24 protein-coding genes and 1 pseudogene are annotated in these 23511 nt (G+C 58.0%); 9 read left to right on the top strand and 16 right to left on the bottom strand.

Going from position 1 to position 23511, the window contains the following annotated elements; translation table 11 throughout:
• Positions 1–56: 56 nt before the first annotated feature.
• Positions 57–1139, bottom strand: coding sequence for a dTDP-glucose 4,6-dehydratase (gene rfbB / locus AB5I78_RS01400; protein ID WP_145159837.1), 1083 nt, complete (start codon positions 1137–1139; stop codon positions 57–59).
• A gap of 151 nt (positions 1140–1290) precedes the next feature.
• On the opposite strand from rfbB, the gene AB5I78_RS01405 reads away from it, so the two are divergent.
• The 3 genes from AB5I78_RS01405 to AB5I78_RS01415 all read left to right on the top strand — a co-directional run bounded on the left by AB5I78_RS01405 (position 1291) and on the right by AB5I78_RS01415 (position 5868).
• Complete coding sequence (locus tag AB5I78_RS01405) at positions 1291–4194, top strand: aminotransferase (RefSeq protein ID WP_369301772.1); 2904 nt, start codon at positions 1291–1293, stop codon at positions 4192–4194.
• Between the two features lie 120 nt (positions 4195–4314).
• A complete protein-coding gene (gene aguA / locus AB5I78_RS01410; protein ID WP_369301771.1) occupies positions 4315–5421 on the top strand; it encodes an agmatine deiminase in 1107 nt (368 codons plus the stop codon).
• A 234-nt stretch (positions 5422–5655) separates the two neighbouring features.
• On the top strand, positions 5656–5868 hold the full coding sequence (locus tag AB5I78_RS01415) for a hypothetical protein (RefSeq protein ID WP_145159843.1): 213 nt from the start codon (positions 5656–5658) through the stop codon (positions 5866–5868).
• Positions 5869–5951: 83 nt separating this feature from the next.
• On the opposite strand, the gene AB5I78_RS01420 is transcribed toward AB5I78_RS01415, so the two are convergent.
• Positions 5952–8039: a TonB-dependent receptor gene (locus tag AB5I78_RS01420; RefSeq protein ID WP_369301770.1), complete on the bottom strand. Its 2088-nt coding sequence runs from the start codon at positions 8037–8039 to the stop codon at positions 5952–5954.
• A 410-nt stretch (positions 8040–8449) separates the two neighbouring features.
• Between AB5I78_RS01420 and AB5I78_RS01425 the strand changes: the two genes are divergently transcribed.
• Positions 8450–9766, top strand: a complete 1317-nt coding sequence (locus tag AB5I78_RS01425; RefSeq protein WP_106577437.1) for an OprD family porin — start codon at positions 8450–8452, stop codon at positions 9764–9766.
• A gap of 73 nt (positions 9767–9839) precedes the next feature.
• On the opposite strand, the gene AB5I78_RS01430 is transcribed toward AB5I78_RS01425, so the two are convergent.
• The gene (locus tag AB5I78_RS01430; RefSeq protein ID WP_369301769.1) at positions 9840–11969 is read right to left on the bottom strand and encodes a M48 family metallopeptidase; all 2130 of its coding nucleotides are present in this window, start codon (positions 11967–11969) and stop codon (positions 9840–9842) included.
• 546 nt (positions 11970–12515) lie between these two features.
• Positions 12516–13535 carry an acyltransferase family protein gene (locus tag AB5I78_RS01435; protein WP_369301768.1) on the bottom strand — a complete coding sequence of 340 codons (1020 nt, stop codon included), beginning with the start codon at positions 13533–13535 and terminating at the stop codon, positions 12516–12518.
• Positions 13536–14102: 567 nt separating this feature from the next.
• On the opposite strand from AB5I78_RS01435, the gene AB5I78_RS01440 reads away from it, so the two are divergent.
• A complete protein-coding gene (locus AB5I78_RS01440; RefSeq protein ID WP_369301767.1) occupies positions 14103–15053 on the top strand; it encodes a hypothetical protein in 951 nt (316 codons plus the stop codon).
• On the top strand, positions 15050–15736 hold the full coding sequence (locus AB5I78_RS01445; protein ID WP_369301766.1) for a hypothetical protein: 687 nt from the start codon (positions 15050–15052) through the stop codon (positions 15734–15736). Before AB5I78_RS01440 ends, AB5I78_RS01445 begins: the two co-directional genes overlap by 4 nt.
• A 30-nt stretch (positions 15737–15766) precedes the next feature.
• Here the strand turns inward: AB5I78_RS01445 and xerC are convergent, their stop codons facing one another.
• The 12 genes and pseudogenes from xerC to AB5I78_RS01505 form a co-directional block, all read right to left on the bottom strand.
• On the bottom strand, positions 15767–16915 hold the full coding sequence (xerC, locus tag AB5I78_RS01450) for a tyrosine recombinase XerC (RefSeq protein WP_369301765.1): 1149 nt from the start codon (positions 16913–16915) through the stop codon (positions 15767–15769).
• Positions 16912–17118: a DUF4224 domain-containing protein gene (locus tag AB5I78_RS01455; protein WP_369301764.1), complete on the bottom strand. Its 207-nt coding sequence runs from the start codon at positions 17116–17118 to the stop codon at positions 16912–16914. The genes xerC and AB5I78_RS01455 overlap by 4 nt, the downstream gene beginning before the upstream one ends.
• Positions 17115–17381, bottom strand: a complete 267-nt coding sequence (locus AB5I78_RS01460) for a multiprotein-bridging factor 1 family protein (RefSeq protein ID WP_369301763.1) — start codon at positions 17379–17381, stop codon at positions 17115–17117. Before AB5I78_RS01460 ends, AB5I78_RS01455 begins: the two co-directional genes overlap by 4 nt.
• A 2-nt stretch (positions 17382–17383) precedes the next feature.
• On the bottom strand, positions 17384–17626 hold the full coding sequence (locus AB5I78_RS01465; protein WP_369301762.1) for a hypothetical protein: 243 nt from the start codon (positions 17624–17626) through the stop codon (positions 17384–17386).
• Positions 17623–18174 (bottom strand): HNH endonuclease signature motif containing protein, encoded by a 552-nt coding sequence (locus tag AB5I78_RS01470; protein ID WP_369301761.1) that lies wholly within the window; start codon positions 18172–18174, stop codon positions 17623–17625. The genes AB5I78_RS01465 and AB5I78_RS01470 overlap by 4 nt, the downstream gene beginning before the upstream one ends.
• Positions 18167–18334 carry a hypothetical protein gene (locus tag AB5I78_RS01475; protein ID WP_369301760.1) on the bottom strand — a complete coding sequence of 56 codons (168 nt, stop codon included), beginning with the start codon at positions 18332–18334 and terminating at the stop codon, positions 18167–18169. Before AB5I78_RS01475 ends, AB5I78_RS01470 begins: the two co-directional genes overlap by 8 nt.
• Entirely contained in the window at positions 18331–18612 is a 282-nt protein-coding gene (locus tag AB5I78_RS01480; RefSeq protein WP_369301759.1) for a hypothetical protein, read from the bottom strand. Before AB5I78_RS01480 ends, AB5I78_RS01475 begins: the two co-directional genes overlap by 4 nt.
• Positions 18612–19343 (bottom strand): metallophosphoesterase, encoded by a 732-nt coding sequence (locus AB5I78_RS01485; protein ID WP_369301758.1) that lies wholly within the window; start codon positions 19341–19343, stop codon positions 18612–18614. The genes AB5I78_RS01480 and AB5I78_RS01485 overlap by 1 nt, the downstream gene beginning before the upstream one ends.
• Entirely contained in the window at positions 19340–20092 is a 753-nt protein-coding gene (locus AB5I78_RS01490; protein WP_369301757.1) for a hypothetical protein, read from the bottom strand. Before AB5I78_RS01490 ends, AB5I78_RS01485 begins: the two co-directional genes overlap by 4 nt.
• Entirely contained in the window at positions 20089–20541 is a 453-nt protein-coding gene (locus tag AB5I78_RS01495; RefSeq protein ID WP_369301756.1) for a hypothetical protein, read from the bottom strand. Before AB5I78_RS01495 ends, AB5I78_RS01490 begins: the two co-directional genes overlap by 4 nt.
• Positions 20542–20743: 202 nt before the next feature.
• Positions 20744–20974: pseudogene (locus AB5I78_RS01500) on the bottom strand (response regulator transcription factor); the annotation flags it as partial.
• Positions 20975–21145: 171 nt separating this feature from the next.
• Positions 21146–21940: a S24 family peptidase gene (locus AB5I78_RS01505; protein ID WP_369301755.1), complete on the bottom strand. Its 795-nt coding sequence runs from the start codon at positions 21938–21940 to the stop codon at positions 21146–21148.
• Positions 21941–22047: 107 nt separating this feature from the next.
• Here AB5I78_RS01505 and AB5I78_RS01510 point away from each other — a divergent pair, with 107 nt between their 5' ends.
• The 3 genes from AB5I78_RS01510 (at position 22048) to AB5I78_RS01520 (ending at position 23437) form a co-directional block, all read left to right on the top strand.
• Entirely contained in the window at positions 22048–22344 is a 297-nt protein-coding gene (locus AB5I78_RS01510) for a Cro/CI family transcriptional regulator (protein ID WP_369301754.1), read from the top strand.
• A 422-nt stretch (positions 22345–22766) separates the two neighbouring features.
• Complete coding sequence (locus AB5I78_RS01515; protein ID WP_369301753.1) at positions 22767–23102, top strand: hypothetical protein; 336 nt, start codon at positions 22767–22769, stop codon at positions 23100–23102.
• Between the two features lie 8 nt (positions 23103–23110).
• The gene (locus AB5I78_RS01520; RefSeq protein WP_369301752.1) at positions 23111–23437 is read left to right on the top strand and encodes a hypothetical protein; all 327 of its coding nucleotides are present in this window, start codon (positions 23111–23113) and stop codon (positions 23435–23437) included.
• Positions 23438–23511 lie beyond the last annotated feature (74 nt).

Genomic DNA, 23511 nt, shown 5'->3' on the forward strand with positions numbered 1-23511 from the left:
TCATGCGCCTGTGGGGACAGGCGCATTATGCCTAGCTGTGGTGCGTGATGCTGTTGTTATGCGATCAGGTCTTTTGGCTCGGTGTTACCCAGGCGCTCACCTTGATAGCTGCCGTCCTGGACGCGGCGGCACCAGTCGAGGTTGTCGAGGTACCACTGCACCGTTTTGCGCAGGCCGGTTTCGAAGGTTTCTTCGGGCACCCAACCCAGTTCGTGCTCGATCTTGCTGGCATCGATCGCGTAGCGCTGATCGTGGCCCGGGCGATCCTTGACGAAAGTGATCAGGTCGGTGAATTTTTCCACGCCCGCCGGGCGATTGGGTGCCAGTTCTTCGAGCAGGCCACAAATGCCGCGTACCACGTCGATATTCTTCTGCTCGTTGTGGCCGCCGATGTTGTAGGTCTCGCCGACGACACCTTCGGTAACCACTTTGAACAGCGCGCGAGCGTGATCTTCGACGAACAGCCAGTCGCGCACTTGCAAGCCATCACCGTAGACCGGCAGTGGCTTGCCGGCGAGGGCGTTGAGGATGACCAGCGGGATCAGCTTTTCGGGGAAGTGGAACGGCCCGTAGTTGTTCGAGCAGTTGGTCAGCAGCACCGGCAGGCCGTAAGTGCGCTGCCACGCGCGGACCAGGTGGTCGGACGCCGCCTTGCTGGCCGAGTACGGCGAGCTGGGCGCGTAAGGCGTGGTTTCAGTGAACAGGTCGTCCACGCCGTGCAGGTCGCCATAAACCTCATCGGTGGAGATATGGTGAAAGCGAAACGCGCTCTTGGCCGGCTCTTCCAGCGTTTGCCAGTAAGCGCGAGTGGCTTCCAGCAGGCTGTAGGTGCCGACAATGTTGGTCTGGATAAAATCCGACGGGCCATCAATGGAGCGGTCGACATGCGACTCGGCCGCCAGGTGCATGATTGCCTGAGGCTCAAAGCGCGCAATCACGGCGCTGACCGCGGCCTGGTCGATGATATCGGCCTGCACGAACTCATAGCGGCTATTGGACGCAATGCTGGTCAGCGATTCCAGGTTGCCAGCGTAGGTGAGTTTGTCCAGGTTGAGCACTTCGTGCTCGGTGTTTTGAATCAGGTGACGAACCAGGGCGGAACCGATAAAACCGGCACCGCCGGTGATGAGAATACGCATGTCGAGGGCCTTTTCCTTAGACGAAGACTTGGCGAAGTTGGCATAGCTTGAGTTGTGAATCGGGACGGCGCAAGCCCGGTATGCGTGAGGGGTTGATTAACAGCCCCGAACAATGGCGATATAGGCGCCTGAAAAAGCAGAGGTCACCACAATGTTGCTCGCCACATTGATCCATCGTGCCAGTTTGCCTTGCCCACAAATAAGCGCCGATCAAGCCGCGCAATTGCTCGAGCAACATTACGGTTTGACGGGCGCGTTGCAGTCGCTGGGCAGCCAACAAGACCTCAATTACCGAGTGGACAGCGAGCGTGGCCGCTTTGTTCTGAAGATCTGCCGGGGCGACTACGCCGCCGTTGAACTGCAGGCCCAGCACGCCGCCCTCAATGACCTGCAAGCGCACGTGCGCGTGCCCAAGGTGAACCGCGCACTGACCGGGGAAGACCTGCTGACCGTCACCGTGGGCGGGCAAACCGCGCACCTGCGGTTGCTTGACTATATTGACGGCCAGCCCCTGACGCAGCTGCCGCACCTGGGCCGTGACGTAATCGCAGGCTTCGGTGAGTTGTGTGGACAGGTCAGCCGCGCACTTGAGCATTTCGAGCATCCGGGCCTGGACCGCACGTTGCAATGGGACCCGCGCCACGCCCATGCACTGATCACGCACCTGCTGACCAACCTGGATAACCTGCCGCACCGCGACGCCATCGAGCGCGCGGCCAACCACGTACACGCGCGCCTTCAGCCTTTGGTCGATCACCTGCCGTGGCAAGCCGTACATCTGGACATCACCGATGACAACGTCGTCTGGCAGCGCGACGCCCAGCAGCATTGGCAGGTCCAGGGCGTAATTGATTTCGGCGACCTGGTGCACACCTGGCGCATTGCCGACCTGTCGGTGACCTGCGCGGCGCTGTTGCACCATGCCGATGGAGACCCGTTTGCCATCCTGCCGGCGATCCAGGCCTGCCACGCGGTGACGCCATTGCAGCGCGAGGAATTACAGGCGTTATGGCCGCTGATCGTGGCGCGCGCGGCGGTGCTGGTGCTCAGCAGCGAACAGCAGCAACGCCTTGATCCTGACAACACTTACCTGCTGAAAAATGCCGAGCACGAGTGGGAAATTTTTCATGTGGCGACCTCGGTGCCGTATGCGCTGATGGAGGCGGCGATCCTGAGCTGTGTCGCAGAAGCGTTGCCGCCGATGGCCGCCCAAGACTTCGCACCGTTGCTGCCGGGCCTTGTGGGACGTGAGTTTGCGCTGATCGACCTGGGTGTACTCAGCCCGCATTTTGAGGCCGGCAATTGGGAGTTGCCCGGCATAGACCGCCGGTTGCTGGATGAAGCGGCGACCGTGCATGGGCTGGCGGCCAGCCGGTATGGGCAATACCGGTTGTCGCGAACGCGCGCCGACAGTGCCGTCGAGCCGCAGACTTTCCCGCTTCACGTGGAATTGCATCTGCCTCACGGCACCGTATTGGAAGCGCCCTTTGGCGGTACGTTGCGCCCAGGCGACGACGGTCTGCTGTGCTTGCATGACGCTCAACTGAGCCTGCGTGTCGGCGGCGTGAAAACCGCGTTGAAAGCGGGCTCGGTGCTGGTGAAGGGGCAACTGCTCGGTGAGGTGCACGCCCCGCTCACCGTACAGTTATGCCGTGCCGAGCTCGAGCCGCCGTTGTTCTGCACGCCGTCCAGGGCGCCGGCGTGGCAAGCCCTCTGCCCGTCGCCGGCCACGTTGCTGGGGCTGGCCTGTGATGCCGAGCCTGAACTGGACCCCGACGCTCTGCTGGCGCGTCGGGACGCCAGTTTCGCTCGCTCGCAGAAGCACTATTACGTCGACCCGCCGCGCATCGAGCGCGGCTGGCGCAACCACCTGATCGACATGCAGGGCCGTTCGTACCTGGACATGCTCAACAACGTCGCCGTGCTGGGCCATGGCCACCCGCGCATGGCGGCGGTGGCGGCGCGGCAATGGTCGCTGCTCAACACCAATTCGCGCTTTCACTATGCGGCGATTGCCGAGTTTTCCGAGCGTTTGCTGGCATTGGCGCCAGAGGGCATGGACCGAGTGTTTCTGGTCAACAGCGGCACCGAGGCCAATGACCTGGCGATTCGCCTGGCCTGGGCCTACAGCGGCGGGCGCGACATGCTCAGCGTGCTGGAGGCGTACCACGGCTGGTCGGTGGCGGCGGATGCGGTGTCGACCTCGATTGCCGACAACCCGCAGGCGTTGAGCAGCCGCCCGGACTGGGTGCACCCGGTGACCGCGCCGAACACCTATCGCGGCGAGTTCCGTGGGCAGGACAGTACGCCGGATTACGTGCGAAGCGTGGAACACAACCTGGCGAAAATCGCCGCGAGTAAACGCCAGTTGGCAGGGTTCATATGCGAGCCGGTCTACGGCAATGCGGGGGGCATTTCCCTGCCGCCGGGTTATTTGCAGCAGGTGTACGCGCGGGTACGCGCCCAGGGCGGCGTGTGCATCGCCGATGAGGTGCAGGTGGGTTATGGGCGCATGGGCCATTTTTTCTGGGGTTTTGAAGAGCAGGGCGTGGTGCCGGACATCATCACCATGGCCAAGGGCATGGGGAATGGCCAACCATTGGGCGCGGTGATCACCCGGCGCGAAATTGCCGAGGCGCTGGAGGCCGAAGGGTATTTCTTCTCGTCGTCGGGGGGCAGCCCGGTCAGCTGTCAGATCGGCATGGCCGTACTGGACGTGATGCAGGAAGAAAAGCTGTGGGAAAACGCCCAGGTGGTGGGTGGGCATTTCAAGGCACGCTTGGAGCAGTTGATCGACCTTCACCCGCTGGTCGGCGCTGTTCATGGCTCCGGCTTCTATCTGGGGCTGGAGTTGGTGCGTGACCGCCTTACCCTGGAACCGGCCACCGACGAAACGGCGTTGCTGTGTGACCGGTTACGGGAGCTGGGGATTTTCATGCAGCCTACGGGTGACTACCTCAATATCCTCAAGATCAAGCCGCCGATGGTCACGTCCAAACGCAGCGTGGACTTCTTCGTCGACATGCTGTCGAAGGTGCTGGATGAACAATTGTAATAGTCGATTGTTATCGGTTATCTGTTGTATTGCTTTCTGTTTATCGTCTTTTTTCCCTTTTAAAGCCGATTTTTATCCGTTATAAAGTCGGTCTTCACCCCATTCGGAGCCCTGAACGCCATGACCACCCTGCACAGCACACCTCGCGCCGATGGCTTCTACATGCCCGCCGAATGGGCTCCACAGACTCAAACCTGGATGATCTGGCCTGAGCGCCCGGACAACTGGCGCCTGGGTGGTAAGCCCGCGCAGGCTGCGCACGTGGCGGTGGCCAAGGCCATCGCGCGCTTTGAGCCGGTGACGGTGGGTGTGTCGGCCGGGCAATACGAAAACGCGCGCGCACGGTTGGACGTGCCGAATATTCGCGTGGTGGAAATGTCCAGCGATGACGCTTGGGTGCGCGACACCGGCCCGACCTTCGTGATCAACAACAGCGGCGAAGTGCGCGGCGTGAACTGGGATTTCAATGCTTGGGGCGGTTTCGACGGCGGCCTCTATGCGCCGTGGAACCGTGACTCGCAGGTGGGCGGCAAGATTCTCGAGATCGAACGTGCGCCGCGCTACCGCACCGAAGGCTTCGTGCTGGAAGGTGGCTCGATCCATGTGGACGGCAAAGGCACGTTGATCACCACCGAAGAATGCCTGTTGAACCGCAATCGCAACCCGCACCTGGATCGCGCGGCCATCGAAGCGGTGCTCAGCGCCAATCTGGCTGTGGATAAGATCATCTGGTTGCCGGACGGTCTGTTCAATGACGAAACCGATGGCCATGTGGATAACTTCTGCTGCTATGTGCGCCCGGGCGAAGTGCTGCTGGCGTGGACCGACGACCCGCAAGACCCGAACTACGCGCGCTGCCACGCTGCCATGGATGTGCTGCAAAGCAGCACTGACGCCCAAGGGCGCGCATTCATAGTGCATAAAATGCCGATCCCGGGGCCGCTGTATGCCACTGAAGAAGAGTGCGCGGGCGTCGACCCGGTGGACGGTAGCCAGGAACGTAACCCGAGCGTGCGGTTGGCCGGTTCCTACGTGAACTTCCTGATCGTCAACGGCGGCATCATCGCGCCAAGCTTCGACGACCCGTTGGACAGTCAGGCCAAGCAGATTCTGCAGAACCTGTTCCCGCAGCACGAAGTGGTGATGGTGCCGGGGCGCGAACTGTTACTGGGTGGCGGCAATATTCATTGCCTGACCCAACAACAGCCGGCGCCGCACAAAAACTGAGTGCAGTTGTAACAGCGTCTGAGCAACAGCGCGGCGCTACCCGTTCATAGCGCTGATAGCAAGCCCGCGGCCCTGCACGGCCGCGGGCTTTTTTGTATCCGAATGCCTATAAATACGGGACATTGGCATAGCTCTTGTATCGGTGTGGTCACAGTGACTCGAGGCGATGACTGCGCAGTTCTGTCACAAACCTTGAGTAAGTTAGCCGCTCACGCAGTAGGAGAGAGCGCTGAAATGAATGCCGATATCAACCTGATCTACACGCGTCCGTTCCACCCCACGCGGGTCAACGGTGATGCGATCCATGCGTTGGCGCTCTGGTTGAAGGCAAACAGCTCGCGGCGGGTCAGGCACGCTGACTTGCGCCGTGTGATGAGTGAACGTTACCCGGCGGGGCTGTTCAGTGAGGATGAAGTGCGCGCGTTGTGTGAATTGTTGAAAAACTGAAGGGCACTGAGATCAGCGATTGCAGCGGGCTTGCCTGCGATGGCATCGCAGCCAAGCCCGCTCGTACATGAGGGTGTCAGGTTTTAGAAACTGTAGGTGCCCGTTACAACCAGGCTACGTGGCTCGCCCGGCTGGATCTGCGCCGTACTGGTGGCCGAAGCGTAATAGTGTTTGTCGGCAATATTGTTCAGCGCCGCGCGTAGGTCCCATTGCTTCTGGCGGAACCCGGCCAATGCGTCCCACCGCCCATAACCTGGCAGCGCCACGGTGTTGAGGTTGTCGGCGTAACGGTCACCTACCAGGGTCAGACCGGTTTCGGCATACCAGCCCATCTCGGGTTTCCAGGTGATAAACAGGCTGGCATTGCGCTTGGCCACATCGCTGATGCGCTTGCCTTCAAAGCCATTGTTGTCCTTCTCGACTTTGGCATCCTGCAGGCCGATGCCACCACGCACATACCAATTGCCGACGAGCTTGCCGGCGGCTGTCAGTTCCACGCCGCGCGAGCGTTGCATGCCGGTGAGCAGGGTGATGGTACGGTCGAGCGGGTCGCTGGTGCGGCGGTTATAAAGCTCAAGCTCGTACACGGCGAGGGTGGTGCTCAGGCGGTCGTCGAGCCAATCGCTCTTCACGCCGATTTCCTTCTGTTTGGTCAGTTCGGGGCTCAGGTCGTTGACGCTGCCAGCGGCATTGGGCGTGATACCGATCAGGCCACCGCCCGCGGGGGAGAAGGTTTTGCTCCACGAGGCATAAAACGAGTGATGTTCCAGCGGCGTCCATACCAGGCCGACGCGCGGGCTGGTGCTGCGGCTATCGACAGCTTGCCGGGTGTTGAGCACCTTGCTGGTGGTGTCCACTTCGAAATGGTCATACCGCAGGCCAGCCAGCAGTTGCCATTGATCGTTGAGGCGCAGTTGGTCCTGCACGTACACGGCGCGACTTTCGACTTCCGTGTGGTTGTAACTTGAAAGACTCATCGGCCCGTTGTGGCTCAGGTGGCGGTTGGGCTGGTTTAGATCCAGGCTCGGCACGGCTTGGCCGCCACGGTTGACGGCGGTGGCGGTATACAGCTTCGGGTCGCGGCGCTGGCTGCCCAGCTCCAGGCCGGTGAGCAGGCGGTGCTCCAGGCCGAAGGTATCGAAAGCGCCTTCCAGCTCGAGGTTGTTGAAAACGTTGCGGGTGGTCAAATCCTGCTGCCAGCGCTGGCGCGTGACCCTGTTGGTTTTCGGGTCGTAGCCGGTCTGGTAGGTGTTGTCGAAATCGCTGTCGAGCTTGAACACGCCCAAGGTGTGGCGCAGTTGCCAGTTGGCGTTGAGTTCATAGGCGAGCCTGGAGCGCAGGGACTGAGACTTGTCGTCGATGTAATCGCGGCTATCAAAATAGGTGGCGCTACGGCTCACGTCTGCCGGGCGCCCGTTGACCCCGGGAATACCGCGGTCCGGCGTGCGGTTGTAGCGGCTGTATTCGTATTGCACCAACCAATTGAGGTTGGGCGTCAGTTGCCAGCTCATCGACGGCGCAAACAATTGGCGATTGCCACTGACGCCGTCGCGGAAACTGTTGTTGTCCTGGTTGCCCATGTTCAGGCGCAGGCTGATGTCGTCTGTGGGGTCGGTGCTGAGGTCGGCATACAGGCTGCGCAAATCATCGCTGCCGCCCTGGGCTTCGATGCTGGAGGTGTGACCCGCGGTGGGCAATTTGCTCACGCGGTTGACGATCCCGCCCTGACCGCCGCGCCCGTACAGCACGGCTGCCGGGCCTTTGAGCACCTCAATGCGTTCGATGTTATGCAGGTCGCGCACGTACTGGCTGTCGTCGCGAATGCCGTCCAGGTAGAAGTCGTTGCTTGCGTCGAAACCACGAATGCGCAGGCTGTCAAAGCGCGTGTCGGCGCCGCTGCTCACGTTGGGAATGCCGCTTAACGCCTGGCCCAGATCGTTGGTGCCGTAGGCGCGCAGGGTTTCGGTTTTTACCGAATCGATGGCCTGCGGCACATAACGCACAGACATGGCAGTGCGGGTGGCGGTGTGGGTCTCTTTGACGCGTGGGTCGTCTTCGTCAACTTCGGTGCTGATCGAGGTTTCCGGCAAAATCGTTGCGGCGCAGGCAAAACCAGCAGACAGCAGAGCAGAAAGCCCAAGGGTGATGGGCGTCAGGCGAGAGACAGGCATGAAGGAATCTATCCAAAAAGTTCGGGAAGGAATGTGCGCGTTAATGGTAATGCTTTGCATTTGCGCGCGTTATGCATTCCCAAAAATGTAGGCTCTGGAAAGTGTTACTCGATGTGTTTTTTTTGCGGTTCTGAGTGATTTTCTGTCTTTCATGCAGGCGCTGTAGGCCGTTGCTTAGAATTATTTCGCCTAAATACAGACGATTCACGAAATTGACACATAGTTCAACGCGCGCATAGGATTGCGCCCAACGCCTGTGGCTAACCGCCATGACTTATCCAATAAAAAAAGGCCCGCGGCAGTTCAGTCGTCCGCGGGCTTTGTTTTTTCCGGAAAAAGTCGACACCAGAAAAGCGACACGGAGCCTGGTGTCACAGCGCGTACTCAACCAGTAATAAGGAATATAAGAAATGTTGAAGCAACGGATGGGTCTGATCGCTCTGGGGATTTTGAGCGCTACTCAGGCAATGGCAAACGACCAGGAGCAATCCAAGGGTTTTGTTGACGACAGCCACCTGAACATCGCAGCACGTAACGCCTACATCAGCCGTGACTACAAAAACGGCAAGCAAGACAAAGCCGAATGGGGCCAGGGCTTCATCGGTAAGTTCGAATCCGGCTTCACCCAAGGCACCGTCGGTGTGGGTGTGGACGTGATCGGCCAATACGCCATTCGCCTGGATGGTGGCCGAGGCCGCGCTGGTGCGGGCGGTATCGACTTCTTTAAAGAAGGCGCAGCCACCACGCGCGCGGATGGCACCACTCGCAACGGCGCACCGGCCGACGATTTGGCCAAGGGCGGCGCAGCCGTCAAATTCCGGGTTTCCAACACTGTGCTGAAGTACGGTGATCAGTTCCCGGCAGTCCCTGTTCTGCAGTACGACAACTCCCGCCTGTTGTCGGAAACCTACACGGGTACCTCGATCGTTTCCAAAGAGATCGCCGGCCTGCAACTGGACGCTGGTCACTTCACCAAGGAAGCGCGCAAGAGCGCCGAAGGCACCGACAGCGGTCGCCTGAAAAGCATTGATTACATCGGTGGTAGCTACAAATTCACCGAAAGCCTGTCGGCCGCGCTGTACGCCTCCGACATGCAAGACGTGCTGAAGAAGCAATACGTCAACGTCAACTACGTACTGGCCCTGCCAGAGAAGCAATCGTTGACCTTTGACTTCAACGGCTACAAAACCAAGCTGGACAAGAGCTTCGCCCTGGAAAACCAAGGTGACGCCGACGCTCGCGACAACAAAATCTGGAGCCTGGGCGCGACCTGGGCGGTTGGCCCGCACAGCTTCACCGTTGCTCACCAGCGCAGCACCGGCGACACCGGTTATCTGTACGGCGGCTACCGCAACGCTGGCGGCATCGGCGATGGCGGCAACACCATCTTGCTGGCCAACTCCTACTGGTCCGACTTCAACGGTAAGGACGAGCGCTCCTGGCAAGCAGGCTACGGCCTGGACTTCAGCGCCTTCGGCGTGCCTGGCCTGACCTACAACATTGCTTACGTGCGCGGCACCAACATTGACGACGGTTCCAACCGCGGCAGTGGCACCGAGCGTGAGATCTTCAACCAGTTCAAATACGTCGTTCAAAGCGGCCCAGCCAAAGACCTGAGCCTGCGCGCTCGTGCGTCCTGGTTGCGCGTCTCCAGCAACGCCAGCAACTACAACGTAGGCGGTAACGAAATCCGTCTGTTCGCCGACTACCCGATCAACGTTTTCTAATTGATTTGGTGTCGCGCCTGATTTCAGGCGATAAAAAACCCCGACTGGTTCGGGGTTTTTTTATGCCTGCACTTCAGTCTGGGCGGCTGTGCAAAATTTTGCGGGCGAGGGAGGCATTCAGGTAGTTGAGCATCATCGCCAACCCTTCGTAGGGCTCGATTTTCTGGTTATCGATGCACAGTTGCGCCATCTGCAACAGCACTTGGCGTTTCTTCTTGTTAACCCTTGCTCCGGGTACGCCGAACGCGGTTTTACGTCGCTCGGGTAATGGCGCTTCGGGCGTCAGTTCTACCGTGACCCACACGCCTTGGGCAAATTGCAGACTGACATCGGCGATGTGTTCGATGGGCAAGGGGTGCGTCAGGTTGGCGAACACAAAATGCTCCGGCGTCAGACGCAGCGCGGTTTGCGGTGCGCGCTTGAAGCGGCGGATGCCCATCCATAAAAAGATCAGCGCGATGCTGCCGATCGCCGTGCCGGCGCCCACGGCCGATAGCGGGGTGCCTTTCAATTTTTCCGGGGAAAGCCAGGGCCGACTCATGATGGCCAACCCCAGCAACACAAACGGCACTGCCAACACCGCCATCAGCGTGCCGCGCCACCGGCCGCCTTCATGCAGCGAGCATTCGCCTGTGGTGGACGTGACCATGCTTTCCAACAGCTCGGTTTGCTCAGTGTTTTCGGCCTCTGCCAGCGCATTCAGATCGCGGGAAAGTTGTACTCGCACGCTAAGCGGCGCGCTGAAACACGCATCGATCTGCGCATTCGCAGCGTCTACATCCAGTGCACGCGTGGCGCGGTGCACGGCGTCTTCCACGTGCACTTGTAAGGCTTGCAAGCGTTCGCCATTTGAGGGATGAGAGTCGGTCGGGTGCGGTTGGTGAATGTCCAGCGCTTCGGGCGGCAGCTGCAAGGGTGTGTCGCGCAATGCGGTCAGCACCGCGCTGGGCAAGTCATCCTCTGTGGCCGTGTCACAGAGCGTCAGCAAAGCCTGCTCGATGTGGGCATGCAGTACCGAGATTCGCAACAACGCCGAGGCCGCCGCCGCATTGCCCGCCAATCGCGCGCCGGCAGCGTCCGCCAGTAACTCGCGTTCTCGGCTCCAGTGATTCACTGCGTGATCGAACCGCTGCATGAAAAACAGGCCGAACATGAACGAAGGGCGCATGAGCCAACCCTGGATCAGGTCGCTGGCCTGCATGGTTTCCAGCAGTGCCCGCAGGCTGCGGTCGACGCCGTCGTAGATCGGCAGAAAATGCAGGCTGTACTCGGTGTCTTCGCCCACAAAGTGCGCCAGCTCGTGGCCGATCACCGCGCCGATTTCTTCGCGGCTCAGCAGGCCCAGGTGCAGCAACGGCACATGCAGGGTGCGCCCGCTCAATCGCGTTTCGGCGGGCATTACATTGGCTTCGCTGGAGGTCACGTAAAAGCCCTGGGCCAGGCTCACCACAATATGGTCCGGCGCCAATGCACCCAGTTGGCCGGCCAGTTCGCGTACGTGGCGCCATAACCCGGGTGCCTGCTGCGGTGTAACGACCTGCCCGAACATCTGCAGCGGTTCGGGCTTGAACATCCCCAGCATGTTGCGCAGTTGTTTAAGCAGCGACCAGATTGAATACACACTGAAGGCGGCCAACACACCCAGTGTTGCCATCAACTTGACTTCGCCGCTGCCCAGGCGCCCCACATGCCACATCGCCAGGCCTTCATAAATCAGCACCAACGCCAACGTCGCGGCCATTGCCACCACATGGCTCACCAGCCCGTAGGGCAACAGCTGGCTGCCCAGGGAGAACACCTGCAGCAATTTCTCCCGCGACTGCTGCGCGCGTTGCCCTGCCCACTGGGTGCCGGCCAGCGCGGCCAGGCCGATGCACGCCGCGAGCAACCCCAGGCCGATCACCCACGGTGCCAGTTCGCGCAGGGTGCGGTTTACGCGATGAGCAGTCGGCAGCTCGGCTTCAACGTTATCCAGGCGTGAGAGCGCCAGTTGCACGCTGATTTTCTCTTTGCCCAGGTCGACCAGCGCCGCTGGATTTCGCGCCGCCAGCGCCTGCAACTGCTGTTTGGCAGCGTTCACCTTGGCGCTGTAAACGATGATGTCCGTGGTCGCGTCGGCGGCACGCTGGCGCTCCCAGCCACCGAGGGCGGCGAGCAATAGGGGAAAGATGACGAGCAGGCAGATCAGTTTCAGGGCGTTCATGGAAGTCCGTTCACAACGCAGAGGTGTCGGTTATACCGAAAAAAGCGTCAGGCGAGATACATGAAGGTATTACCTCATGCATCTGTTACACCGCATCACTAATGAAGTGCTCCAGCCCACCTTTATCCCTATCAGGCGCACGCCTAAATTAGCCCCACTTGCCCGCCCATCACCTCGACGGCCGGCTACTGGAGCCACTGCCATGCCCTTTGTCAGCCTGCGCATCACCCGCGATAGCGCCCCGGCCACCACATCACACCCTATTGCCCAGCATGGCAGGGCGACTCCAACACCTTCACCGCCTATACCATCACCAAGGGGTGACGCCTGGGGAGGTTAATGCGGGCGGATTTGTTGCAGTTATTGGTGAGACTCCCCTATCGAGTGAGAGCCACCACGTTCGGTGGTTTAACGACTGCGTGGCGCTTTTCGCGCCTGTCTCAAAATCGGGCTCTCAGGCTCTGTCGCTGAGTTCGCGGCCGAGCGTCAGTCGTGTCGAGACCGCCAGGCAACACTCCGCGAGGTTCATCACGGCATGAAACTGCTCTACGCCATTGTTGCAGCGCTTTCCTGGTGTCGGGACTTTCGATGCACATAGTTCAGTGCAGGCTTCTCGATAAACAGCCACGACAAGGTGGCCAGCACGATCACAACTGCCGCAGTTGCCAGCATTGAAGCGTAGAAGCTCAGTGCCGTCGTATTGATCATGAGTTGCTGCACGGGGAAGGCGTAGAGATACATCCCATACGAAATATCGAATCGAGATTTAATGATTCGATCTTTGCACAACGTTCCAAGTGACAGCACCAGAAGACTTACCCCGATACTTGCAAACACCATAACCAACGGTGTGTTCAGGGAGACCAGAATAAGTGCTGCCGACAGAATGCCGATCAATAGTTTCGCTTTCGAGCTGCTGAACGCAGCTCGAAAGAAATACAGCGAAGACCCTATGAAAAATGCAATCCCGACGGTTGAGTACACCAGTAGCTTCGGCGCCATCGGGTGTGCTGACGTGCTGCATAGGTAGGTGGTTATGCAAAAGGCAAGTGCGATGATCAGCGGCACGGCTGCCCTGCGCAGTACCAGCAGCGTCAACGCGAGCAGCACGTAGCAGCCAAACTCAATTTTCAGCGACCACAAGCTTCCGTTGAACGAATCTTTAAATATGAAGGTGCTGGTAATGTCGCCTATGTCCGCGCGGCCAAACGCCGACACTTTCAAAAAGTCTGTCAACGACTCCAGGCTGAATGCATAGCCCAAACCGTCTTTGCTGAATGCAGGCCCGCAGAGGTAAACCATCACAAATGCACAGGCGATCAAGGCAGGAAAAATTCGCGCGATTCGCTTCTCCATGTAGTGGTAGAAGCTGCGAGTATTTAGAAAGCTTTGAGTGATGAGGAAGCCGGATATGGCGAAGAATGCCAATACGGCAATCGCCCCCAACGAGTTGTAGCCCTGCAACATGGGTTCTTGCTGGCCGGAAAGTACGTAGTGGTGGCTTACAAGAACTGCCAGCGCCGCTAGGTGCCTGATCAGGTCGAATGAATTGTCGCGATTAATCACGCACCGCTCCGTTGGTAATTGAATGATGAAATGTGTGCATGACGGGCCGCTCAAGTGCAGCGCTTTCCTTGCCGTGGCGCATTCTCCATCAATCATTCGGTAGGGCAAAGTCGTTTTTCAGCCGGACCAAAAGCTATTGATAGGGGTGAGGCCTCAGCCAAGGGCGAGGGCACGAATGAGCGCAGAGACGAACGACATCACAGTCGATGTGGCCAGCTGTGTGTGTAGCGAGCGCGCTGATGCTTACGCCAGAAACAACAAAGCCCTCACATTGCTGTGAGGGCTTCGTCTTATATGGTGCCGGCACCAGGAGTCGAACCCGGGACCTACTGATTACAAGTCAGTTGGCTTAGCACCATAAATTAATGGTTTTGAGCACTTTAATGTACGCGAGACATAAGCTTACAAGGCGCTAGTGTAAGGACAGTTCCGGCTAATGTACGTGGAGATTGAGCGGGATGAAGGGAGGCCGTACACTGACGATCCCTGTGGATAAGTGTCGTTAGAATGAGAGTTTGGCTTCACCTGATGCGCTGAAGTGTTATCAAAATTTCGAAAGGATTATAAATGCAAGGGAAATCTGAAGCAGATGTGCTGAATTTTGTGGGCCAGACGTTCGGTGAGGAATGGTTGAAGCGCCTCAAAAATATCGGCCGCGGTGGCGATAATAATAAGAAAGGCGCGGACTTTGAGAACTTTTACGCTGCTAGCAAGATCTGCATGATCGGCGGTTCCCACGGCTCAATAGCTAACGACTTCTATATTTCGTGCCAGGAAGCAGCGTTCGTTGACGATGTCTGCGTCCGCCACCTTCCTGACCTGGTGAAGATAAATTTTCAAGCCAAAAACTCGTCTGGCGCCGCAGCCGACTGGGATGCTGATATGCAGGAAAGGTTTGAGATGCAGCAGAAGATGGATATAGGAGTGCATCAGGCTGCGTCTGCTTTTCAAATTCTTCTTGTCAGTGACAGCCAGAAAGCGGCCGCCAACGATGCGAAAATCCCAGCGGAGATGAAGGCATATTCGAAATCTGAGCATTTCCCGCATCTGAAAGAGTCCAACAGCCTTATCAAAGAGCATCCGCCTTTGAGGGCCGCGCTCCGAACGCTTTGTAACTCAAACAATCTATCTACTCTTGACACGGCTTTTCGCGTAGTGTTAGGTGAATGGTGTGCTGATAACGTGTCTGGACGTAACGTAGGCGAGGTGCTTCTCAGCGCCAAGCGTTCGCTGAAGCCTAATTTTTTGCCTGGCGTGGTGGATATGGCAGAGGCTAAACCAGTACCAGATTGGCTACGGGGATTGCTTGAGGCTTTCCAGCTACCCCCAGCTACTGTAGAATGTGGCGCCTTCCAAATTGCGCGTAATGGCTTTGTTGCTATAGTGGAATTTGACGTACCGGAGCCACCGTCTGAAATTTTGGCCGAGCTGAGGTCCAGAGGTGACGTTTTCGAATTTCTGATGTCACTTGAAGCAGCACAACTCGTAAAACAGAAGCCCATAGGGGATAGCAGATGAGCATTGTGAGAAGGGAATACAGTGCCTTAGCCGAGGAAGGCGGGGCTGCTCGCAGCGCGCTGGCTGCGCTACTCGATGCTCGAGGAAACCCTGCACAGTATGCAAAAACTATGTACGAGCTGGGCTCTATCCTTGGCGAGCGAGTGGCAGGAGCTATCCCTAAGTCTGATTCTTGCTTGCTGGCTTCTACAGCAGAAGATGCTGATTATTTAACCCGTGGTATCTACGAGTCGTTGAAACTCGATCATGCCACGAAAGCTGCCGTGTTCTGGAACCATCACTACAGCGTTCCAGGTGGAAGCATAGCGCCGGTAGTTCACAAGTTTTTGGAGCCTGGATATGAGTCCTCCAATACGTTGGTGATTGCTAAAGCTGTGATATCAGGCAGCTGCGTTGTGCGAACTAATATTTTGGAACTGATCGAACAGGTAAATGTAGACAAAATCTACATTGTTTCTCCCGTCATGCATGCTAAATCTGAGCAGTCTTTGAGGAAGGAATTCTCGGAGGACGTTGCTAGCAAGTTCGTCTTTATCTACCTGGCTATCGACAGCGAGAAGACGTCTGACGGGGAGGTGGTTCCTGGTATTGGTGGCGAGATCTACGGACTCTTAGGGTTGCAAGATCAGCCTGCCAGAATGAGCTTTATGCCTAAGCTCGTTAAGCAGCTCGCCTCCTTCTGAATATCTAAGCCCTGATTGCCAGGGCTTTTTTCATTCTGCCGAAGGATTAACTACCGGTAGGCTGAGATCGTAGACGTCCATCATAGCCTCATCCTTGTGTCCTGAAGCCTGCTGCTTGTCCGCCCGAGTGCCCACCGTGTCAGTGATGCCCTTGCGCTTGAAGTCGTGCATCCCGAAGCGCTGCTCTTCAGTTAGTACGCCTTTTTCGATCGCCTGCACGATCAGCCGTTGGAAGGCTGTATCAAGACCCGACTTAGACAGCTGTCTGCCGGAGGCGGCGATGATCAGGAAGCGCTGGTCGGCGCGGATCGGCAACGGAACACGCTTTCTTTCCCACGTCTCCGACCTGACGGCCTTGGCCGCATCCCAGGCAGCGCGCAGCCGAGGCGTCCAGCGTACGATATTGTCCCGACTTCCTTTGCGGCGGTTGGTGAGCACGCCTTCGGGGAGCTCGTTCTCGTCGGTGAGGGTGATTGTCTCGATACCGCGCAGGCGGCAGAGGTAGCCTATCTCCATCACATACCAGAGGTAAGGCGAACATGCCCCGGCCTGGCCGCTCTTAAGCTGGCCTTGCTGCTGCGCGAACCTGATTAGGTTGACCATGACCGTGTCGTCAGGCAGCCGGCGCTGCTTGCGCTCTTTCGGCGACTCGATGCCCTTGGCCGGGTTTTCCTTCACGAATCCACGGTTGCGGCCCCACTGCATCACACGGCGCAGGTAGCGCAGGGCGTGTGCGGCCTTCGATGGTTTGCCTTCCTGGGCGATCTTGTCGATTACCCGCTGGATCAGCGCAGGGGTGAACTTGAGCACCGCCAGCTCGCCCAGCGGCTTGCCGAGCTTTGTTGGGAACGCCAGTAGCACATCGCGGGAATAGACGTAGTCGTCGTGGGTTTTCTCGCTGAGAGCCATGTACTGAACGCTTTTGTGGAACTCGTCGCAGAGATACTGCAGGCTGTCTCGGTCCACGCCGTTGCGCTCCTCGATCAGCCGGTGAAGCTCCGAAAGCGTCACGTTACCCGCGCATATATTCTGCCGCTGGCGACGACCGGCCTCGTTGAAGTACAGTATGTACCAGCACCCCGTCCCGCGGTGGTCAAAATACACCGAGCGTGGCAGGGCGGCCTGGTCAATATGGCCAGGAATGTTCGGGTTGTGCTGGCGCTTCCTTCCTCGCTTCATACAATGTCCGCGTCATACTTTTCTTGATCGATTGGCTTGAGACCGCCCGCCTGGTTGACCAGGTCGACTGTGGTCCAAGGCCCCTTTTTACCGAGGAATATCCGTATTCCTTCCCCGCGCAACGCCTTCTCCACGTCAGCACGCCGCCTATAGCCGGTGATCCGCTGCAACTCCTCAAACTCTATAACTCTAGCGGCGCTCATGTCTGCCCGCCTTCGTGTCTCGACACGTCTTCGGTATCCGTGGATGGTGGCGCGACCTTCAGGTACAGGCCGCCGCGCTCGATGCAAAACGCTTCCTCCAGACGCACGACCGCCTTCAGCCTGGGCTGGCAAGTCCCCGCTTCATATCGGCAAATCATGGTCGCAGTCGTCCCAACATTTTCAGCAAGGTCTCGCTGGGTGGTGCCGGCCCGCGCCCGAAGTAGTGCCAACTTTTCGCCGTCGAAAATCGGTTTGCTGCTCATGGTCAACTCCTGTTCACCGGCGGCAGGGCTGGTTTCGACTCAATAAAGCTGCTGGCGCTGTTCTCGCCGCCAATGTGGCGGAAATACTCGATCTCTACCTTGGCGCTTTCGATCAGCACGCGACTAATGTTGGAGACGGACTGGGCTCGCGATACTTCCTTGGCCAGGTTCTCGTCAGTGGCTTCGCGTACCGCTTCAAGCTGTGCAAAGAGGTGGTCGCGCAGGTCGCTCAGTTTGTTTTTCATGACTTTCTCCGCTTAATCTCTTTTTTGATTTCGTTCTGCAGGTGCAGGATGTCGACCACCTCTTCAGGGAGGTGTCGATAGTTCGGGCAGCATCGAACTACGTGTTCGCTGAAAGTTCGCAAACACAAATTCTTCAGGTCGGCGTTTTTTAGGTTTCCATCCTTGGCCACCACCATCATTCCTTCAGGTACTGGCCCGTTTGCTTGCTCCCATACATGGATGTGCAGAGCCACCCAAACATCAGGGCTTGCGACTTTTAAGAGGGTCCTGTCTCCACTGTTTCGAGTTGACCCGATTGGCTTTTCCCAAAGCTCCTTTCCGAAGCGCTCCACGCCGATCTTCATGCTCGCTTGACCGACCTCCCGCAAATACTTCTGGCTTTTGCTCACGCCAAGAGCGTGCGCTCGAGTGATGATCGAGCTGTAAGTCCGGCCAGGCAGTTGCTGCCCAAGGGTTGCTGGCGAGCTATCGGCGTAGAGTCTGCGGAGCGTGGCGTCTTCCGCGTCAGTCCAGCGCACGCGCTTCCTCCCGCCACGGTTCTTACGCACGACCATGAACCTGCTGAAAGTGGTCAGCCAGCACCCGGCGCGCGTCGATCCCGCACGATGCCGACATTGCGTAGATCTGGCCGAAGGTGGTCTCCCGGCGCTGCAGGGCGTTGAACAGCTCGATCAGGCGTTGGCCTTTGGTTCCGTTACGGCGGCTCATAGCTGGAGCCCCTTTTTCTGCGGGAGCTTGGCGGCGGGCAATTGCCCGCTTTGGCACATGGAAGTTGCCATAGAAGCCCGTGCCGCCTGGGTTTCGTCGGAAGCGGTACTTGCGGGCGTCTGTAGGAGCGAACTGTCCGGCAAGCAGCTGATGCCGGTATTGTTCAATATCCAGCAGGTGACGCCGCGCACGCTGTCGTGCTGGACGTCGATCAATTGCTCGCCGGCGGTGGCCTGGCTAACGATCAGCAGCAGGATCACGGCGATGATGGTTTTCATTAGCTCTCCTCCCAGTCCCAGCTCAGTTTCGGATTAACCGGCGGGTAGCATTGCAGCGTGGCCAGATTGATCAGCGTGAAGTGGCCACCCATCCAGGCGCCGGTGTCGATGTGGTAGACGTTGCCAAGGATTGCCGGTTGGCGCACGGGGGTATGCCCGACGATAACCGCGCGCACCCCGCTGATACCTTCGCAGTTCTCGTCCGTGATACGGCTGCGCGACCACTGGCAAACAGCATCGACTTTCAGCAGGCCGGGCATTTCGCTGTTGAGCGAATCGCGCAGCATCGACCAAACAGGGAAAGGGCAATCGGCGTGCACGATCCCGACCAAACCTTCAGCGGTCTCAACCTCAATCGCCACCGGTAGGTCAGCCAGCAAGGCGGCATAGCAGCCACGCTCAACAGATGGCAGGCCCAGCATCCAGGCACCACCGTTCGCAACGTGCAGGTTGCCTGCGCGACCATCAGGGTCGAAGTGATAGGCGTCATACACCATCGCTTCATGGTTGCCCTGGACGGCGAAGAACCACGGCTTACTAAGCCATGTATCCACATCGGCAGATTCAGGGCCACGGTCGACCAGATCGCCCACGCTGAACAGGCGATCAGCGGCAGGGTTGAAGCCAACGGCATCCAGCGCGGCCTGAAGTTTGGTGAAGTGTCCATGCACATCGCCCACGGCGAAGTCTCGACCGGTGGTGTTACGTTCGAACCGCCTGAACTTGCTCATGGGCGAGACTCCCCGGCGATCATCGCCAGTTGGGCCAGCAGGTCATCGGTGCGGCCATAGAAACGGCCGGTGTCCTCGTTGATGAACTGGCCTAGCACCTCGGCAACCGCAGGGCTGGCGGTCAAGCCTTGCAGGTCGACCTGGGCGGCGATCTTCTCCACGGTCCGCGCATCACTCACAGGATCATGCACAAAGGCATCGGCTTTGATCTGCAGCACCTTCACCGGACGGATGCCCTTGCACTGGCTAACCCAGTTGCTGTCCGGACAGCTCCAAGGAAGCATGTGCATGCACCAGGCCGTGGACGACCCTTCCTTCTGTGTACTGGACCAGTAGGTGTGCGTGCACGCGAATGCATTCGGTGCGTCTTTTAAAGGCCCGAAGCTATCGCGCCCCCAGTCCTCAAGCTGGAGCAGGTTGGAGCGCAACACATTCAGCTCCTCAATAGATGGGATGTGCCAGCCCCAGGAGCCGCGCACGTTCATCCCCAGCACCTTGCGGGCGATAGCGCTGCCTTCTTCGGCCATGGCCTTGGTGTTGACCATACCGTCGTACCGGCTTTGGGTGCCGCGGATTCGAGGCTTGGGGCCTTCCTGGTCCCACCAGTGAGCGGTGGTTTCGTACTCGCGGCCGGCGTCGATGAGTGCAAACTCGGCGCCATCGAAGTAGATCCGTCCGGCGTAGAAGCCGCCCGCGAATGGTTGGCCGATAGCGGGCAGGGCAGAGGGGGATATTTGGCGGCGCTTCATGGCTGTGCATCCGCGCCGACGGCAAATGCTCTCATTACGCGATCGAGCTCGTTGTCGAGGTCGTCTCTCACCAGCAAGTTGCCGTAGATATCTCGCACCTTGATCGGTAGCGCCAGATTGAATGCGACGTCGCGCAAGAACTCATAACGACGGGCATTCGCTGCGAGCTTTACGCGCTCATCGATGTGTAACGACTCGGAGACCGCAACAAAACCCTCGGCTGCTGAACTTTCCTTCGCGCTATCTGCAAGACCGAGCATCGCGAAGATGCCGTACATCCCCGCAGAAAGCGCAATCATCAAAAACGCAAACACAGCGTTTTCACCACATGAAGGGCTGACGATGTCAGGCGCGGTCTCAGTGAGCACTGCGCTTATAACGGCGGCAACAGTTGCTCCAATGATGATGTTTCGGAGCAACCTCCAGATGTTGAGTTTTTTACGTTCCATGTCCAGCTCCTGCAGTTGATTGAGGATTTAGGTTTGAGTTGAGAACCGGCAAAGCTGGCCTTTTTCAGGCCGAACGAATCCCTGCCGCGCTTTTGGCTTTCAAAAAAAATGTTTGATTAACGTCTAGGTTGTTGCCGAATCAGGCCAGGAACACGCCATCGTGTTCAGTGCCGGATTGCTTCGGATCTGGAGGGCAAGATCGAATCAAGCCACGCCGATAGGCCTCCATCACCAGTCCACGAATGCTGCGCACGCCCAACTTGAACTTCGCGTCGTCCAAACGCTTTGAGACGGTCCCTGGAGTGATTCCCATCAGCCGTGCGATCTCTTTAGCGGTCAAGTCTGCTGCCGCGTAAAGAGTGGCTTCCAGCTCTCGGGGAGCAAGGCCTTGGCCCAGTGTTCCTTCCCATTTGCCGGCGGTGATGGTGATCATGATGGTTACTCCATACGGGGTCTCGATGGGATTAACATTACTTGCGGTTTTATTTTGTGTCAACACCAGCGGTTTTATTTATTTGCGCGGTGTTCCCCGGTCCACGCACCTGCGGTGTTTTTTTAGGCGAAAAAAAAGCCGCTCAATGCGGCTTGGGTTTTGCGAAGACAACTACCTGGCGAACATTCCCCACCAGAATACGTGTCCTATGAGCGATATTTGATGATCCTGAATGTCCTGATAGGTGTAGTCCTCGTCGGGATACTCGTCGCGGTTGAAGCTGCGGAATCGCAAGCCGGTGGGTAGCCTGTAGAGCTGCTTCACGCGCAGCTGACCATTGTGGTTAATTGCATACAGATCGCCATCGACCACGTCACCGAGGGATGTCTTGCCTGTATTTACCCCGACTGTTGCTCCGTCCCGAAGCACCGGAAACATGCTGTTTCCACGCACAGTTACACAGCGTGCGTTGGAAAACTGCACGTTGTTATTGCGTAAATCACGTTTTGCGAATCGCAGAAGTGAGGAGTCATTATCCTCAATGGAGTATCGACCAGACCCAGCGTCCAGCTCTACTTCCCTGAGAAATGGGACATAAACCTCATCATCACTAAGGGGGGTGGCATCGTCCCAAACCTTGATAGGGCTTAGCGATACACCCTCATCAGTATTCTCTGGCGTTGCATCGGTCGATACGTTGATTTTCGCCAAGCGCTCGATGGTGCCAGCGATTCTCGGGCTAAAAGAAGATACCGGCTCTTTCAACAGGCTGGAGAACCGGGCAGCGCTCATTACATTCAAAGCGTTCAAGCCATTTAAGTACATGCTGATCGCCGTTTGGGACATACCAAACGCCTCTGCGACCTTCTCCTGGCTCAGGCCAAGCTCTTTCTTCTTCGCGTTATAGATCCGCTTGAGTGCGTTGCACTCCGCGAGTTCGGTGTCTGTGAGCAGTCTTTTCTTCATCCCGCAAGCCTATAACCTTCGGTGTTGAAAAACAAAAAACCTGCGGTGTTTACAATAAAAACACCGCAGGTTATCTTTCGCGGCATGTGCCAATTTTAGGTGAGCCCATGACGCCCATCCTCCTCAGTGACTTTGTGTCTGATCGCGGTCAGGACGAAGCAGCAAGAATCTTAGGTTCCAGTCAGACCACGATCAGCAAGGCTCTCAAGTCCGGTCGTTTAATTTTGGTTTCTGAGCGCGCTCCTGGTGTTTTTTCTGCCCTGGAGTTCAAAGGGTTCCCATCCGGTGGGAGCCGGGAAAAGGCTCGCCTCGACCTTGAAGACATTGTGGGTCAAGTCAGTGCTGTTGGGCAGACTGCTATCGCTGCTGTGAATTCATCCAGTACCCAGCATCGTGTTGCTTAGTGACGGCTGCTCCCTCCGATATCCCTCCGGAGGCGACTCCGAAGATGGCAGGTTTTCGCATGCGAAAACTTCACTTCCGCGCATGCGCGGGCGCCATATGCGCCAAAGTAAATGGCGTATCAGGCAGATTTCATATTTTCGATGAACAACTTAGCAGTTGCGGGGCAGTCGCCCAGCACTACTTAGATATGAGTTCCACTTTAGGAGGACGCGATATGCGCGCCCAGGCATCTATTCCCGCCGCCCGACCAGGGTAGGCAGCGAACCTCTCAGGGGAGGGGGCGCATATTTTTGTGTCGTGTAACGAGGGGTTGGACCTGAAGGACACGCACAAAAAAGCCCGCTGTTGGAGGCGGGCTTCTTTACCAGCGCTTGGTTGGACAAGCGTTTTGATACTTCTTCGTCTGTTGGAGGACGAGTTCATGCACCCGGAAAATAGCACTGCCCAACAAACTGCGCAAGAGACCCTGACAACTGAAGCCGGTTTTTGCGAAACCCCTATCGATAACAAGGGGGAGTACATGCTCCAGGTCGTTCCCGGTATCGGCTCCCGTGACGCAATTCAGCAGGCGCGCACCCTTGCTTCTGGCCTCGGCCAGATCTGCCAGCACATGCATGACAGCCTGAATTACGGCGAGATGGTCTATTGCGATGGGATGGCCACATTGAAGTTTGTGGCCGATAGCGTCAGCGCACTCCTTTGGTCTGTTCAGCGCGGTCTTCCCTCGGAAATTGAGAGTTCAGGGGGTGGCCAATGAAGCCTCCAATGTGGAATCAGTTATTGGTCGACGTTGAGCGCGAGTTTCCAGCTTGCTCAGCAAGGGGCGCGAAACTCACGCCTGATCAGGTTGAGCGGCTTCAAGCTGTGGAAAACGCCAACGACAACTTCCAGATCAGCACCCTGCACGGTGTTGCGGCTATCGGCGAGCTCATCGCGAACGCAGCGAGCCGCAACGAATTGAGCGAAGAAGTCGCGACGAGCGCCGGTTGGCTGATCAATTCGCTCGCCTTGCTCTCGATGTCCATGGCCGAGGCCGGCGCTGCGGCTGCTTACAAATTGCAAAACATCCCTCACCAGGGAGCTGCCAAATGAAAGCGCCATTACCAACCATGCAAGAGGCGGCTCAAGAGGCCGAGTTCCAGCTGTGCGCGGCCAAAGATGTGCTC

Origin of the sequence: Pseudomonas sp. N2-3-1-14 (assembly GCF_041228395.1) — a bacterium.
Classification (GTDB): domain Bacteria; phylum Pseudomonadota; class Gammaproteobacteria; order Pseudomonadales; family Pseudomonadaceae; genus Aquipseudomonas.

Bases quoted from the DNA above. Each gene is read 5' to 3' on its own strand.
- rfbB (WP_145159837.1), bottom strand. From the start codon at position 1,139: ATGCGTATTCTCATCACCGGCGGTGCCGGTTTTATCGGTTCCGCCCTG.
- AB5I78_RS01405 (WP_369301772.1), top strand. From the start codon at position 1,291: ATGTTGCTCGCCACATTGATCCATCGTGCCAGTTTGCCTTGCCCACAA.
- aguA (WP_369301771.1), top strand. From the start codon at position 4,315: ATGACCACCCTGCACAGCACACCTCGCGCCGATGGCTTCTACATGCCC.
- AB5I78_RS01415 (WP_145159843.1), top strand. From the start codon at position 5,656: ATGAATGCCGATATCAACCTGATCTACACGCGTCCGTTCCACCCCACG.
- AB5I78_RS01420 (WP_369301770.1), bottom strand. From the start codon at position 8,039: ATGCCTGTCTCTCGCCTGACGCCCATCACCCTTGGGCTTTCTGCTCTG.
- AB5I78_RS01425 (WP_106577437.1), top strand. From the start codon at position 8,450: ATGTTGAAGCAACGGATGGGTCTGATCGCTCTGGGGATTTTGAGCGCT.
- AB5I78_RS01430 (WP_369301769.1), bottom strand. From the start codon at position 11,969: ATGAACGCCCTGAAACTGATCTGCCTGCTCGTCATCTTTCCCCTATTG.
- AB5I78_RS01440 (WP_369301767.1), top strand. From the start codon at position 14,103: ATGCAAGGGAAATCTGAAGCAGATGTGCTGAATTTTGTGGGCCAGACG.
- AB5I78_RS01445 (WP_369301766.1), top strand. From the start codon at position 15,050: ATGAGCATTGTGAGAAGGGAATACAGTGCCTTAGCCGAGGAAGGCGGG.
- xerC (WP_369301765.1), bottom strand. From the start codon at position 16,915: ATGAAGCGAGGAAGGAAGCGCCAGCACAACCCGAACATTCCTGGCCAT.
- AB5I78_RS01455 (WP_369301764.1), bottom strand. From the start codon at position 17,118: ATGAGCGCCGCTAGAGTTATAGAGTTTGAGGAGTTGCAGCGGATCACC.
- AB5I78_RS01460 (WP_369301763.1), bottom strand. From the start codon at position 17,381: ATGAGCAGCAAACCGATTTTCGACGGCGAAAAGTTGGCACTACTTCGG.
- AB5I78_RS01465 (WP_369301762.1), bottom strand. From the start codon at position 17,626: ATGAAAAACAAACTGAGCGACCTGCGCGACCACCTCTTTGCACAGCTT.
- AB5I78_RS01475 (WP_369301760.1), bottom strand. From the start codon at position 18,334: ATGAGCCGCCGTAACGGAACCAAAGGCCAACGCCTGATCGAGCTGTTC.
- AB5I78_RS01480 (WP_369301759.1), bottom strand. From the start codon at position 18,612: ATGAAAACCATCATCGCCGTGATCCTGCTGCTGATCGTTAGCCAGGCC.
- AB5I78_RS01485 (WP_369301758.1), bottom strand. From the start codon at position 19,343: ATGAGCAAGTTCAGGCGGTTCGAACGTAACACCACCGGTCGAGACTTC.
- AB5I78_RS01490 (WP_369301757.1), bottom strand. From the start codon at position 20,092: ATGAAGCGCCGCCAAATATCCCCCTCTGCCCTGCCCGCTATCGGCCAA.
- AB5I78_RS01495 (WP_369301756.1), bottom strand. From the start codon at position 20,541: ATGGAACGTAAAAAACTCAACATCTGGAGGTTGCTCCGAAACATCATC.
- AB5I78_RS01505 (WP_369301755.1), bottom strand. From the start codon at position 21,940: ATGAAGAAAAGACTGCTCACAGACACCGAACTCGCGGAGTGCAACGCA.
- AB5I78_RS01510 (WP_369301754.1), top strand. From the start codon at position 22,048: ATGACGCCCATCCTCCTCAGTGACTTTGTGTCTGATCGCGGTCAGGAC.
- AB5I78_RS01515 (WP_369301753.1), top strand. From the start codon at position 22,767: ATGCACCCGGAAAATAGCACTGCCCAACAAACTGCGCAAGAGACCCTG.
- AB5I78_RS01520 (WP_369301752.1), top strand. From the start codon at position 23,111: ATGTGGAATCAGTTATTGGTCGACGTTGAGCGCGAGTTTCCAGCTTGC.